This is a genomic window from Vibrio sp. R12-SG2-ISO1 (assembly GCF_059834045.1).
This window is the reverse complement of record NZ_JCBDGO010000017.1, coordinates 186,745-201,223: the sequence shown is the minus strand read 5'-3', so window position 1 is coordinate 201,223 and position 14,479 is coordinate 186,745. Positions and strand designations below refer to the sequence as shown.

General features: G+C 41.7%; 13 protein-coding genes and 1 pseudogene. 13 read left to right on the top strand and 1 reads right to left on the bottom strand.

Translation table 11 applies throughout. The features are described 5' to 3' along the window. The 3 genes and pseudogenes from AC6R10_RS12875 to AC6R10_RS12865 form a co-directional block, all read left to right on the top strand. Nucleotides 1-793, top strand: a pseudogene (locus AC6R10_RS12875) (hypothetical protein); the annotation flags it as partial. 3 nt (nt 794-796) lie between these two features. Next, a complete protein-coding gene (locus AC6R10_RS12870) occupies nt 797-1,111 on the top strand; it encodes a DUF2523 family protein (RefSeq protein ID WP_500672467.1) in 315 nt (104 codons plus the stop codon). Then, entirely contained in the window at nt 1,108-2,220 is a 1,113-nt protein-coding gene (locus AC6R10_RS12865) for a zonular occludens toxin domain-containing protein (protein ID WP_500672466.1), read from the top strand. The genes AC6R10_RS12870 and AC6R10_RS12865 overlap by 4 nt, the downstream gene beginning before the upstream one ends. A gap of 497 nt (nt 2,221-2,717) precedes the next feature. On the opposite strand, the gene AC6R10_RS12860 is transcribed toward AC6R10_RS12865, so the two are convergent. Continuing rightward, on the bottom strand, nt 2,718-2,909 hold the full coding sequence (locus tag AC6R10_RS12860; RefSeq protein WP_500672472.1) for a hypothetical protein: 192 nt from the start codon (nt 2,907-2,909) through the stop codon (nt 2,718-2,720). A 134-nt stretch (nt 2,910-3,043) separates the two neighbouring features. Here AC6R10_RS12860 and AC6R10_RS12855 point away from each other — a divergent pair, with 134 nt between their 5' ends. The 10 genes from AC6R10_RS12855 to AC6R10_RS12810 all read left to right on the top strand — a co-directional run bounded on the left by AC6R10_RS12855 (nt 3,044) and on the right by AC6R10_RS12810 (nt 14,416). Next, nucleotides 3,044-4,336, top strand: a complete 1,293-nt coding sequence (locus tag AC6R10_RS12855; protein WP_500672471.1) for a phage/plasmid replication protein, II/X family — start codon at nt 3,044-3,046, stop codon at nt 4,334-4,336. Between the two features lie 13 nt (nt 4,337-4,349). Then, nucleotides 4,350-4,655, top strand: a complete 306-nt coding sequence (locus tag AC6R10_RS12850; RefSeq protein ID WP_500672470.1) for a single-stranded DNA-binding protein — start codon at nt 4,350-4,352, stop codon at nt 4,653-4,655. A gap of 261 nt (nt 4,656-4,916) precedes the next feature. Further along, nucleotides 4,917-5,117, top strand: a complete 201-nt coding sequence (locus tag AC6R10_RS12845; protein WP_500672469.1) for a hypothetical protein — start codon at nt 4,917-4,919, stop codon at nt 5,115-5,117. A 139-nt stretch (nt 5,118-5,256) separates the two neighbouring features. Further along, entirely contained in the window at nt 5,257-6,780 is a 1,524-nt protein-coding gene (locus AC6R10_RS12840) for a FlxA-like family protein (RefSeq protein ID WP_500672468.1), read from the top strand. Between the two features lie 3 nt (nt 6,781-6,783). Further along, on the top strand, nt 6,784-7,098 hold the full coding sequence (locus AC6R10_RS12835) for a DUF2523 family protein (protein ID WP_500672467.1): 315 nt from the start codon (nt 6,784-6,786) through the stop codon (nt 7,096-7,098). Next, on the top strand, nt 7,095-8,207 hold the full coding sequence (locus AC6R10_RS12830) for a zonular occludens toxin domain-containing protein (RefSeq protein WP_500672466.1): 1,113 nt from the start codon (nt 7,095-7,097) through the stop codon (nt 8,205-8,207). Before AC6R10_RS12835 ends, AC6R10_RS12830 begins: the two co-directional genes overlap by 4 nt. 269 nt (nt 8,208-8,476) lie before the next feature. Continuing rightward, the gene (locus AC6R10_RS12825) at nt 8,477-9,913 is read left to right on the top strand and encodes a site-specific integrase (protein ID WP_500672465.1); all 1,437 of its coding nucleotides are present in this window, start codon (nt 8,477-8,479) and stop codon (nt 9,911-9,913) included. Next, on the top strand, nt 9,894-11,447 hold the full coding sequence (locus tag AC6R10_RS12820) for a site-specific integrase (protein WP_500672464.1): 1,554 nt from the start codon (nt 9,894-9,896) through the stop codon (nt 11,445-11,447). Before AC6R10_RS12825 ends, AC6R10_RS12820 begins: the two co-directional genes overlap by 20 nt. Beyond that, nucleotides 11,444-13,927, top strand: a complete 2,484-nt coding sequence (locus tag AC6R10_RS12815; RefSeq protein ID WP_500672463.1) for a hypothetical protein — start codon at nt 11,444-11,446, stop codon at nt 13,925-13,927. Before AC6R10_RS12820 ends, AC6R10_RS12815 begins: the two co-directional genes overlap by 4 nt. A 48-nt stretch (nt 13,928-13,975) precedes the next feature. After that, nucleotides 13,976-14,416, top strand: a complete 441-nt coding sequence (locus tag AC6R10_RS12810; protein ID WP_500672462.1) for a hypothetical protein — start codon at nt 13,976-13,978, stop codon at nt 14,414-14,416. The last annotated feature ends 63 nt before the right edge of the window (nt 14,417-14,479 follow it).

Here is a 14,479-nt window from a genome sequence, read left to right as displayed (position 1 = left end):
GAAAGACCCTACAAAACCACTTGAAGGTGTCGAATCTTCCCCCATAAATCCTTCTGATGTTAATCAACGTGAAGGTGCTCAAGTTGGTTCACCTTCCACTGAGTCTGATACCCAGCAACAAATTAAGAAACTTAATGAACAAATAAACACACTTCTTACTAGTTTGAATTCTGATAACAACGCCAATTTTAAAGACGTTATCGATGAGCTTAAAAACGCAAATCAGTTAAACGATGAACAGTTAAAACAACTTGTTGCTGGAACAAATAAACAGTTAGAAATTTGGGGGGAACTTAAAGAATTACAAATCCAATCAACAAACGAAATAGTCACTGCTGTTTCAAATGTTAACCAGTATGAAGAGTTTTATCACAATCAGGCTATGTTAAAACAAAATGAGATAATTCAATCATTGCGCGAGTTATCCGAAAGCATGGGAAGTTCAGATTCTTTAGATTCAATTTCCGATGCGATTACTAATATCGACGCCACTATAGATTCAAGCGCCTCAACGTATGTTTCTCAACACACCACTGAATCACTTTCAACTGAAATGGTGACACGTATTGGTGCAACCCGCGATGCTATTTATGACGGAATGCTTAGTGCGTTTGCTGATATAGATTTATCCAACGCCGCTAAACCGAGTTTCGCTCTTGATATGTCCGGTTTTGGATTCGGTTCTTACGACTTGGGCGACTATATCAACCTTGACTACATTTTCAGCTTCATTCGTATCTGCATCTTGTTTACTGCGGCTTTGACTTGCCGAAAAATTATCTTTGGAGGTTAACTTATGGATTGGTTAGTAGATTTGTTCCAGCAACTTGTTGACGCGCTCACCGCTCTTTTTATGAGCATTTTGGAATTGTTCAAAGATATTGTTTATTGGCTTTTTGACTTAATCATGACGGTTATTGATACCATATTGCTTTCAGCCATAGCCCTATTCGAGCCAATCGACATTAGTCAATATATGCGTGGCTTTCCTCCCGAGGCCGCTTGGGTACTAGGTCAAGTCGGACTCCCTCAAGCCGTAGGAATGATTGTTTCTGCAATTGGTATTCGAATAGTTCTACAGTTGATTCCGTTTACGAGGTTAGGCTCATGATTAACGCATTAACAGGACGACCAGGAGGCGGTAAGAGTTATGAAGCTGTAGCGTTTCACATCATTCCCGCCTTGAAAGATGGTCGCAAAGTCATTACCAACGTTGCTCTAAACATCCCTCACTTCGTAAAGGTGTTTGGACAAGAAACCGTTGATGAGTTGTTAGTGGTGATAGATGGCGAGCTAGACAACTTCGGCTCGAATAATCGCCCTTTCTCCAGTGTTGAACATTATCGAGATTCTTGGAGGAACGACAAAGGACAAGCGCCGCTATACGTTATCGATGAGGCTCACATGGTACTTGGGCGCCAAGTCAATACGTCTGTATTGGAATGGTACTCCATGCACCGGCATTACGGCGCTGACATACTCTTGATGACGCAGAACTTGCGCAAGGTTCACCGAGACATCAAAGACATGGTGGAGATTCATTACTATTGCGTCAAGAACGCCGCAATGGGTTCAAAGACTACATACACAAGAAAGGTGAAAAACGGTGCAAATGGTACAGACCTCAATCAGAACGTTAGGACTTACGAGAAGAAATATTTTCCGTTTTATCAGAGTCATACTAGCTCTAATAAGGCAGTGGAAGAGGCAGTAGCAAAGGACGTCAAACCCATTTGGAAACATTGGACTGTGTGGCTCGCTTCCATACTTCTATTCGGTGGGCCTGCAATTCTCATATCAAATGGCGGTTTGTTTCCTGATATCGACTCAACGCCACCCCAACCACAACAAACGCAAGTTGATGAGAACACAAGCTTACCAACTGACAAAAGGGAACGCCGCCGCAAGCCAAATGATCCTTTATCGGCTTATAAGATGTACGCCAGTGGTGAAGTTCTTCAGGCTGTGTTTGATGATGACAATAGGCCAATAAGGAACAAGACCTTTAAACTCATTTATATCGATGTATTCGAAAATGACTTTAAGCTGTTCACGACAACCAATAGAGATTTACAGGAAATGGGTTACGTGTTCCGAGCATTGACGGACTGTGTTTATCAACTTACTTACGAGGACACAACGCGCTTAGTCGTTTGCGGCGACTATGAGGAACAAGCAAAGCAAAATGATCTTTTTGCAGCTACGCCGTTTTCAAACTAACCTCTATTACTAATTGATACTTAGTGCGCATTATGTAGTCTGGAATTATGTTGAGTGGTTTGCTGAAAGCCTAGAGCGCGCAAAGGGTGGGCGAGGGAATTGCTCATTGTCGGCCTTTGGCCGTACATGCTATGAGTGAGAATCGCTTTGAAGTGAATAGCCCGTAACATAATTTCCATAATGCGCATTAATTGAGTATGTCATTTTTGTCGACATTTTTGACATACTTGCCCCGCAGGGAAAAGGCCGCTCACTTAGGTTCTTGGGCATGACTTCCCCAAACGGCCGCAAACCCGCTCCCTTTTCTTGAGTACAAAAAAACACCCCTCATTCTTGCTAAGATTCCCCTCGCAGAGACTCTCAACATCAAAGGGGCGTTATCCAACTGGAACCCGCTATTCAATCAGCTTACCCTCTGCCTTTTTGGGAGGGTCCCGCTACTGCGGGAGGGGCCAAAAATGGCAGAGGGTACACTATCTTTAATAGTGTACTCTTGTCTAAATATTAGATTTTTTCCTTAGCATTCCGTTCTCGTAGTCAACTTCATTCAGGTAGTTTTCTATCAAGAAGTGAACTATCTCCGATTCTCTTATGAAGTCGCCTTTTTTCATCGATAGTTTGAACGCTACTTCTTTCAGTTCTTCTGCCTGTGCGGGTTTCACTCTGATATTTTGTACTAACTTTTTCATCAATAGCATCTTCATTTTTTATGACGTCACTATGTATTTTATATACATGATTAACAAAATATAAGTTACAGGTTGACATGCAACATGCATCATGTATACATTTATTACAAATGTAATTAGTAACATGTATACATATGATAGACATGCTCAAGATTTCGGTGCCATTCAAGCAAGATTTTCTGCTCAAAACTGAGTGTGATTCCTCTTGTGAGTCTGTTTCTTACGTTGATATTAAGGAGTGTTCTCGTCGCGGTATTGGTCTTGAGGCAAAGGTTGTTCATTTCACTGGTAACTCATTTCAAGATGGTTTAGAGGTTTCCAACTTGCGCCATCCTTATCAGTCTCTACCAACTTCTTTTACTGGCATGGCTTTTAAGATTTTCCAAGGAACCAAGCTCCGCGACGCTTGTGTAGAACTCAAAGCATCACCTGCAAAGATACTTCAAGGTCATAATGTTTACGGTTCAACTCAAATCATCACTGGAGCCTTTGAAATGCTCATGGCTCTATGCAACGAATATCCAGACTTTTTCGAGATGCTTGACATAACATCAACCACTTTAGATTCAATAGACTGTACTTTTTCAGCTCGCGTCAAATCTGAGTCTCAAGCAAAACAAGTTATCAATCAGTTGAAAGTCATTTCAAATAAGCAAATGCGCGCATCTGTTCGTAATGAACATGAAACAACCTGTTATTTCAGCCGCGGCTCTCGCCATGTTGACCGCAAAGTTTACTTAAAAGGCCCAGAGTTTAATCGCCAATTGGACTCACTTCGTTCTTTGCAATCTAAAGGTGATCACTCAAATGATAGAGTTATCGAAGTAATGAGTGACCCTCAACTAATCAACTACGCACGTAATTTAGTTCGTTTCGAAGCTGGCGCTAAACGCCGCTACTTGGACGAACTCGGCGTACCTAAAAATTTATTTCAAGCATGTAAATTTCAAACTGAATATGAAAAGCAGGGCAGTTGCCTAATAGCAGACATATGGAAAAAAGCGTTTTCCCCGCTACTTGAATCTCTAGAGGGACAAAATATGACCATTTTTAACGATGAGCAGGTTCATAACCGTTTAAAGCTTAAATACGCCAAAGTTACTCCAAAGGGCAACATTTCTTACTCAAAAGCAGATCGCGTTTTTCGCTTATACCGTTCTCTTGTTTCAGATGGCTACGAAGCTGTTAAGTCCTCTTATTCCACTCGCGCCACTTTTTATAACAATTTGAATCTTCTCTTGGATGCTGGTTTTTCCAAAGCACAACTCCAAAACCTTAAAGGCAATGGACTCGATAATGTCGTCCCATTGCTTCAAGTCATTAATGTCGATTTTAGTCAGCAAACGCCGTCTGACTGGGTCGAGCCGAAATCAGGCGACCTAACCAAACTTTACGGCGTTGATAACGTAATCAGCCTTGTAGCTTAACTGAGGAAATACTATGAAAACCACTGACGGTCTAATCATCGAAATTTTTAAGGATAATGAATCCATCGATACTCGCGTAATCCCCGCAAAGGGAGACCGCGCAGAAATGAAACTCTATAGCCAAGTTGCTTTTGCTCATCTAGGCGGTCGCTTTCCTGTCGAGTTCTCTTTACCTCTCCAAGAAGGTCAGCCCTATTACACAGAAGGCCGCTACGTTCTTCATTCTTCATCATTCAAAGTAGGGCAGTACGGTCGACTCGAATTCGAGCGCAATATCATTCTTGTTCCTGAACATAATCAAGCTACCAAGGCTGCATAGGTCTAATTATGACTAGCTGCGTCAACACTGACCAAGACGGTTTCTTGTATCTCTCTAGCGAACCTATTGAGACGTGTTCGCAGCTCGTCGTACTAAGTGCCGATGAGTATAACTATTTAACCGAGCACACCACGGTAACTGGTGCGGAGGTTGTCGAGTTTTATTCTTTCGGTTTCGCTCTGGTCTTTTTCGGTTGGATTATTTCGTTCCCCATAAAGGCCGCTTTAAAAGCTGTAAATCTCATATAAAAGGAAATTTGTTATGAAAACTAAACTCGTTGCGCTAGGCGCGTTGGTTGCTTCTGCATCTTCACACGCTGCTGTTGATCTAACCACTCTTTGGGCTGAAGTGGATTTCACCAGCGTATCCACTAATGTTCTCGCTATCGGTGTCACTGCTGTAGGTATCGCTGTTGCTCTCAAAGCTATCAGCCTTGCCAAACGTGCAGTCGGCAAAGCTTAGTCTTGCTGTTAGCTCTTTATGATTTGCAGTTGCTCATATTCACACTTTTAGGTGGTTTTTCGGCTCTAATATGCGCTTTTAACATGCGAATCTAATTATCAATGAGGGGCTTTAACGGCCCCTTTATTATAGGTGCAATATGAGATTCTTAATATTATTAACTATATTGTTATCATTAAACGCTCATGCTTTAGTTACCATTACTAGCGGTCCCGAATCCGGTCGAACTTTCTCCGATTTTAACCACTTAAAATCATCTTACTTAGGTACGTGTCTTTCAGTCAGTAAAGGTTATGTTAAGGGCATAAAAGTTAGTGGTTTTTCTTATAGTTCTACTACTGTTTCTTTTAGTGGCGCGTCATATAAAGATTCAGCTTGTTCTAGTTGGTATAACGCACACGATTCTATCCAATATTCTGCAAACTTTTCCTATTCGTGTCCCCCAGATACTGTCTACGATTCTGAATCTCAATCTTGTCTCTCACAATGCGAATTACTTCAAGGAAATGAATCCGCCCATAGCTGGGACTATTTTGCACTAGGAGATAATCCAACTTTTTGCTCTGCAAGTTGCGAGCTTAAAGCAATAAATACGCGCACTTGCTATCGCTCAACTGGCCGTTGTTCAGGTAATGTTCTAGTTACTGGTAATTCATGCGACGGTGATTCTCAAGCAGGTGGTAACATACCTGATGAGGTTCCTCAAGGTTGTGAAGAGACAAACGGTGTTTATCTCTGTTCCGGTGATTCCTCCGGCGATGGTAAACCCGATTCTGGTGAACCTTTAGACCCTGATGCTAAGTGTGGTTATAACGCTTATGACAAGTTCGTTTGTTCAGGTGGAACCTATGGCAAACCTGATCACGAAATGAAAGACCCTACAAAACCACTTGAAGGTGTCGAATCTTCCCCCATAAATCCTTCTGATGTTAATCAACGTGAAGGTGCTCAAGTTGGTTCACCTTCCACTGAGTCTGATACCCAGCAACAAATTAAGAAACTTAATGAACAAATAAACACACTTCTTACTAGTTTGAATTCTGATAACAACGCCAATTTTAAAGACGTTATCGATGAGCTTAAAAACGCAAATCAGTTAAACGATGAACAGTTAAAACAACTTGTTGCTGGAACAAATAAACAGTTAGAAATTTGGGGGGAACTTAAAGAATTACAAATCCAATCAACAAACGAAATAGTCACTGCTGTTTCAAATGTTAACCAGTATGAAGAGTTTTATCACAATCAGGCTATGTTAAAACAAAATGAGATAATTCAATCATTGCGCGAGTTATCCGAAAGCATGGGAAGTTCAGATTCTTTAGATTCAATTTCCGATGCGATTACTAATATCGACGCCACTATAGATTCAAGCGCCTCAACGTATGTTTCTCAACACACCACTGAATCACTTTCAACTGAAATGGTGACACGTATTGGTGCAACCCGCGATGCTATTTATGACGGAATGCTTAGTGCGTTTGCTGATATAGATTTATCCAACGCCGCTAAACCGAGTTTCGCTCTTGATATGTCCGGTTTTGGATTCGGTTCTTACGACTTGGGCGACTATATCAACCTTGACTACATTTTCAGCTTCATTCGTATCTGCATCTTGTTTACTGCGGCTTTGACTTGCCGAAAAATTATCTTTGGAGGTTAACTTATGGATTGGTTAGTAGATTTGTTCCAGCAACTTGTTGACGCGCTCACCGCTCTTTTTATGAGCATTTTGGAATTGTTCAAAGATATTGTTTATTGGCTTTTTGACTTAATCATGACGGTTATTGATACCATATTGCTTTCAGCCATAGCCCTATTCGAGCCAATCGACATTAGTCAATATATGCGTGGCTTTCCTCCCGAGGCCGCTTGGGTACTAGGTCAAGTCGGACTCCCTCAAGCCGTAGGAATGATTGTTTCTGCAATTGGTATTCGAATAGTTCTACAGTTGATTCCGTTTACGAGGTTAGGCTCATGATTAACGCATTAACAGGACGACCAGGAGGCGGTAAGAGTTATGAAGCTGTAGCGTTTCACATCATTCCCGCCTTGAAAGATGGTCGCAAAGTCATTACCAACGTTGCTCTAAACATCCCTCACTTCGTAAAGGTGTTTGGACAAGAAACCGTTGATGAGTTGTTAGTGGTGATAGATGGCGAGCTAGACAACTTCGGCTCGAATAATCGCCCTTTCTCCAGTGTTGAACATTATCGAGATTCTTGGAGGAACGACAAAGGACAAGCGCCGCTATACGTTATCGATGAGGCTCACATGGTACTTGGGCGCCAAGTCAATACGTCTGTATTGGAATGGTACTCCATGCACCGGCATTACGGCGCTGACATACTCTTGATGACGCAGAACTTGCGCAAGGTTCACCGAGACATCAAAGACATGGTGGAGATTCATTACTATTGCGTCAAGAACGCCGCAATGGGTTCAAAGACTACATACACAAGAAAGGTGAAAAACGGTGCAAATGGTACAGACCTCAATCAGAACGTTAGGACTTACGAGAAGAAATATTTTCCGTTTTATCAGAGTCATACTAGCTCTAATAAGGCAGTGGAAGAGGCAGTAGCAAAGGACGTCAAACCCATTTGGAAACATTGGACTGTGTGGCTCGCTTCCATACTTCTATTCGGTGGGCCTGCAATTCTCATATCAAATGGCGGTTTGTTTCCTGATATCGACTCAACGCCACCCCAACCACAACAAACGCAAGTTGATGAGAACACAAGCTTACCAACTGACAAAAGGGAACGCCGCCGCAAGCCAAATGATCCTTTATCGGCTTATAAGATGTACGCCAGTGGTGAAGTTCTTCAGGCTGTGTTTGATGATGACAATAGGCCAATAAGGAACAAGACCTTTAAACTCATTTATATCGATGTATTCGAAAATGACTTTAAGCTGTTCACGACAACCAATAGAGATTTACAGGAAATGGGTTACGTGTTCCGAGCATTGACGGACTGTGTTTATCAACTTACTTACGAGGACACAACGCGCTTAGTCGTTTGCGGCGACTATGAGGAACAAGCAAAGCAAAATGATCTTTTTGCAGCTACGCCGTTTTCAAACTAACCTCTATTACTAATTGATACTTAGTGCGCATTATGTATATTATGTTAAACGGGCTTTTACTATAACTTCGTACACCTACTTTTTATTTGTAGCATGCAAAAAGTTAATTCAACATAATGGATTTAACATAAAGTATATAATAATCAATGACTTATTCTCGTTGAGATAAGTCATTGATTATTGGTTAAACAAATTTGCTTTCATCTTTTTGACGGATGTAATCATTCAGACTAAGTTTGTACATATTGACGAAATCACGGAACGGTAATTTGTACATGTATCAGGTCATAAATTGTGATAACCAGTTCTATTGTCTCTTTGATACTTGTTTAACAGTACCCACTCTGTTGGCGGCGAGATATTTAGAGTCAGAGTTACTCCCTAAAGCTCTAAAAACTCAAAAGAGTGAACTGGACTCACTCAAACTGTTTTACGATTTCTGGTTAGAAAAGTTTGGCGAGACACTCGACTACAGTTTGTACAAATCGGGTTTTGCCAACGTCCAATCCGTTGCTTATGAACTGGACGCATTCTGGGATTATATGCTCGCTGGCAAGCAAATTGCGAACGTGGTCATGTTACCCTCTACGCGCGGGGGTGCAGAAATTAATAAACGTAAACGAACTGCCGCTAAACGCTGCATGGATATTGTTCGATTTATTGTCTTTTTGTCCGACACTTATCTTACACTTCGGTATCAAAATGATTCTTCGAAGTCTCTTATCCGTGAGCAAAAATTTATTGCGGCTCAGCTGAGCGAACGCCGTGCGAAATACCAAAAATTCGCGTCAACAAGTAAAGAGCCGTTATCTTCGGACATCCTTCGCAGCTTAACTTCAGAGCAATTTCGTGACTTAATCGAGGTTTTTTCTCCGAACAAGGCAGCGCCAAACCAAGGCTGCACCCCTACCACTTTCACGGTGCTAGAAACTAATTCATTAAACCCCATCATTTCCTTTGAAATACAAATGCGTAACTACTTATTGACCACTCTACTTGTACAATTCGGCCTGAGAGTTGGTGAAGCATTGTTATTGCATAAAGAATCTTTCTTACCTTACCTTTCAGATAAGACCCGTATGTTAATGCGAGTTAGAAATCTGGAGGATGAGTATGAGGATATAGAAGACCTCAGAGCTAATAAGCCGAGTATAAAAACAGCAGGAAGCGTTAGGGAACTCGATATTCCGGTTAAATTCTATAAGCAGTTAATGCTCTACTACAATCTGATGCGGCCCCGGGATTGTGAGCATGAATATATATTTGCAGCGCATAAGAGCCCCTACAAACCACTCTCTTACAGTACTTACCTCACTGAATTTAAGAAATATATGTCAGAGTTCAAAGCGCAATTTCCAAAGCATTTCGAACCTGAGTACGCAGAATCAATCGAGGGCGAAGTTACTCCCCACTGGCTACGCCATACATGGGCATACTCTACCCTAACGGTTTTCTACGATGAATTAAAATTAGAGTATATGTCTTCTGGCGTTGTGGACATCAAAGGTCTGATGGAAGATGCAAAAGAAAGGCTACGTGTACTAGGTGGATGGAGCGAAAAGTCAAGGATGCCGTCTAAATATGCAAAACGGTTTATCCAAGAGGAAGCAAACAGAGCTTTGCTGAACGTCTTTTATGGCGATCAGAACAGCATACTATTGCAGCAATTAGAAGAGGAAGATTGGGATGCAGCATTTGGCGGGTAATCAAACTCGAATAGATAGCGGTGGTAACGTACCGTTTACAGCAGAACAAATATCGTTTATTGATGCGTTAAAGCTCCCACCTCAAATGGAAATATCGATAGCAGCTGTTAGTGACACACCGTACGTCGATACGCGAGAAGATCGTTGGTCATTTAAAAGACTGAGTAAAGTTCACACGTATAATTTTAGTAACATGGAGTACTGTCTAAAAAAGTTACTAAAATTCCTTGCCATTAAGTATTGTGAAACTCATTCATCACCTATCAGCGAAATTCAGTTTCACCAGCTAAGAAAAGATATCCTATCGCTTGAACAATTCTCTGATATGGTACTGATTAAGAGGCTTGAGCAACTCGCTGAAATGAATAAAAATCTTCGTTATTATCAACTTAAGTCCGCTACGAAATCATTGTTTAGAGCCAACTTTCCTGGGTTTAGTATCGAAAATTTGGAGGATTTGGGTCACATTAATACCCCCAACAATGGTGACCCATTCTTAATTTACCAAGACGTAGAAGATACGATGCCTACCGAGCTTAAGAGCCTCATTGTTAAAAAAATGGTGGAGCACAGTACGGCTGAAGGATTAGAAGCGTTGAATGACCAAGAGCTAAAGGATCTCACCATTCTAGGTTTGGCTTACAATGTAGGTCTTCGTCCTTCGCAGTTCTCAATGTTAACAGGCGATAGTATAAAGCTTCTCGCTAAGAACCCGAAGACTCAATTGAAGCGATATGAAGCTCAAATCCCCCTAGCCAAGCAGCAGAAAGTCTCAACCATGATCCCCAAGATAGCCCTGAGTATGGAGGTAGGCACCTTAGTGGGTGAATACAAAAAGCGCTTTAATATTGGCGCGTTAGACCCACTGTATGCGTTCGAGGGTAATGATAATTTATCTCGAAGTCTTCACCACAGATTAAACAAAGCTCTGCACTTCATCCAACCAGACGACGTAAAGCTAGTTATTGACTCAGGAAAAATGGATGCCCCTGTTTATAGCTTGTATGATTTTCGCCACAACATCGGTCATACCATGGCAATGAGAGGTGCATCCGCAGACGAAATTGCCCATGTACTTGGACACACCAGCGTTGTTGCCGCAAGACATTACATCATGTCTACCTATCAGATAGCAGAATTAAAGTACAAAGCGCTGGGCGCCAATCCAATCTGGAAGGACATGGTTGGATTGTTGATGACTGGATACAAGACCGAAGAGAGTGACTGGGATGGCGTGGTAGTTTCGGGGATAATTGCAGGTGTTTTCATTCATCGCATCGGAGGCTGCAACCGTCGTCAAAGCAAATGTCACTTATCCAAAGTACGCTCCTGCTACGGGTGCTTCTACTTTAGACCCTTTAATGACATACCTAAACATCAAAAGGTTCTCGATATTATCGGTCATGAACTGATTGATGTGGTGCAAGTGTCAAATGACAGCGGCTACTCAAACAACCCTCTTATTGACACCGCGACAGAAACCAAAGGCGAGATTGAAATGGTGATAGGTCGCTTAAAGGCAGGTTTACAATGAAGATAAGTTACGAATCTCTCCACCTCTTCATTGAAGAGCATAAGGTTTATTTTAATGAGGTGCTAGCGCCTGTTGTCAATGAGGGGGTCGGTAAACCAGAGAAGAGGCTTACTTGGGAAGGTAATGTTTGGAGCTTTGGGACACATGCCCACGGCTTTCTATGCAGTGCAAAGGCCGATGTCACTTTTAACGAGCTGAAAAAGAATTCGGCAATAGGCGTGCTAGCCGATGGAGAAGAATATAGTTCAACGGTTATCCCGATAGATTCACAATATGCTGAGTTTTCGAAGGCGTATTGCACTATGATAGTCAAAAACCACTCTCCTTCCTCATCGACGATACGTGACACTCAACTGCTCCTCAAGCGGGTTTATGTCCGAATGATTATGGGCGGTGTTGAACCTAACCCAATCAACATTACCTCTCAACATCTTCAAGACGCCGTTGATTTGCTCGCATCGTCGAGAACAGGGAAATCTCGGACTATCAACGCGGCTAACGACTATCACGCAATGAATGTGATTGCTGAAAAGCTCAATTTTCTGGGTATTCCTCAAACGGCTGTTGCTATTAGAAAGAAAGCGGATTCTGCCATCGGTTCATCTTACACAGAGTCGGCTCGCAAACAGAGGAAAGCTCAGTACGCAGAAGATTTAGACGAAGAAGATGATGAAAAAAACTTATCTATTCAAACGTTTCTCAATGTTGTCGCATTACGTAGTTGTGTTGCTCATGAGGGGGAGAAAATCCTCTTAAACCTTGTGTTATTGCTCATGGTGACAGGTTTTAGACTAATGGAAGCCTCTGCATTGCGTTATAACTCCTTTCGAGTTATTGAGGTAGAGGATGCAACGACAAAGGGGATTATGGAGAGCCGAGGTTTACCGACCTTTTATCTGGGGATAATGTACGTCGGGGAGAAAGGTGCGGGTCATCGCATGCACTGGGTAGAGCCAGTAGCGATTGAATTAATCGAATCCATTTGGGTGGATACCTTGTGTTTGTCAGAAAAGCTTCGGTGCCACACTGAGCATCTTAGAAGTATAAATCTTAGCTCTCTACTTCCTAAGGAATTGTCCTCTATTAATGGTGCAAATGTGATTTCTTTGAATGAGTCTTTAGTTAGCCTCGATGACCTTGTAGAACATGTCTATGAGTCTTACTCTGAGTCATCACGAAAGCGAGGTTTTTCAAGTTTGCGTGACTACACAAAGAAGAAAATCGAAAATGCTAAGCATGGAAAAGCTTCTCTTGGCATAAAACCTACGTCAGTTAAAGCATTTGGTAAAAACCAAAAGACTCAAATGTATCGTTTGAGTGATGTTGATAGGTTTCTTAGGGCTGCGCTTGAGAGCGATGCTTTTATTTCAAATGATTTGATCGTTAGAGTAAAAGACAGCAAGACCAAAGCTATTACAGAGATACCATATGAAAAGCTACTTTTCATCATTCCACAGGGCAGCGGCGCCGTCACTCGTGCAGGAGCGTTGAAGCCTGTACCACAACACCTCCATCAGGATTTGATCAATAAGTTTTTAGGGTACGGTCAAAAAGAAAATCGTAACCGTAGTATCTTCGCTAAGTATGATCTTAAAGAAGAAGATGGGCAGTATTCTATGATGTATAGTCATACCCCACGACACGCTATTAATACCTTCTTTGCTATCGCAGGTGTATCTGAGCATCTTCAGGCTATGTTTATGGGTCGTGTCGATGTGAGGCAGAATAAAAGCTATCAGCATTTGGCAATTGAGGAAAAGAAACATTCTTCAGCTCTTGTTGACGCGGCAAATTTAGACTCGTTTACAGAAGAGGTTTCCGCTCTAGCTAAAGTGAAAAGTCAAGCAGCGATTGGGCTCAACCCTAACCTGCCATTGGGTGATTCACTTGCTCAGTCAATGCATACTTATAGAACGAGCAAGGACAGAACTTCCTTTATTGTATCGACTGTTGGTAACTCAGATTCTGGTATCTTTGCGGAATTCGATGAATTGCTTGATAAGATGGGTATACAGGAGAAGAATGAAATTGTTAAACCGCACTCCGATTTAGCTCCGATGCATATAGGTAGTTGTATGCGTGATCTATGCAGATTTCAGTGCCCCTTTAACATGAAGTGCCAAGATGGCTCCGTATGTGCCTATTTCACTCTTACTGGTCGAGAAGATGAATACGCGAAGGTTGCCAAGCTCGCAGGAAGCATTGAGTCCCAAATAGCTATCATCGATCAGATGGAACTCGTTGGAGAGCTAACCAGTGAAGAAGCGGAAGAAATACTTGAAGAGCTTTATATTCGGAAAGAAAATATTAAATTTCATTTAGGTCAGTCACGAGATATAGAGTCCGAAAAGATCAAAGTCAGTCTAGTGGAACTAGACGGCATGAAGAAGCCGAAAATGGTGTCGAGCCTTTTTGCACTGGAACATCGCCAACTTAAAAAAAATGGGAGTCAACAGCTCAACAATAATCCAAAAACCTAGTCAATGATGACGTTCGAACATTGACTTGATAGACCAAAAGGAAAAGTAATGAAAGGCGCAGATCTCACAAGGGAAATCGAAAAAGAACTTATCAGGATGGTTGATGAAGGTTATCAAAACTCTCCTATTAGTCAGGCCAACCTTGCAAGGAGGCTAATAAATAAGCAAGTCATTTCAGGTAAATCAACATTAACAAGTCGCAAAGAGCTCATTGAAGAGTATGCTCAGAAGCAAATTAGTGCTTTGTCGGGTGAATTTAAGAAATCGGCTAAACAAGGAAGTAACCAATCGAGAGCAGATTTAATACGAGCAAACGCTGTGTTAAGAAAAGAAAAGGCAGAAGCGCAAAAGCAAGTAGAAAAAAATGCAACTGTGCTAATTGATATTATTAAAGATATTCGAATGAAAACCGACGTACAGAATATCGAACGTGTGCTATCCCCTCACCTTATCCGTGAACTGGGTAAAGAAAAGGGACAACTTGGATAACAGCCTAGTTTACAAGCTTGTCATATTCTGATTTGATACTGTCAGATATACTTGCTGGGTCAA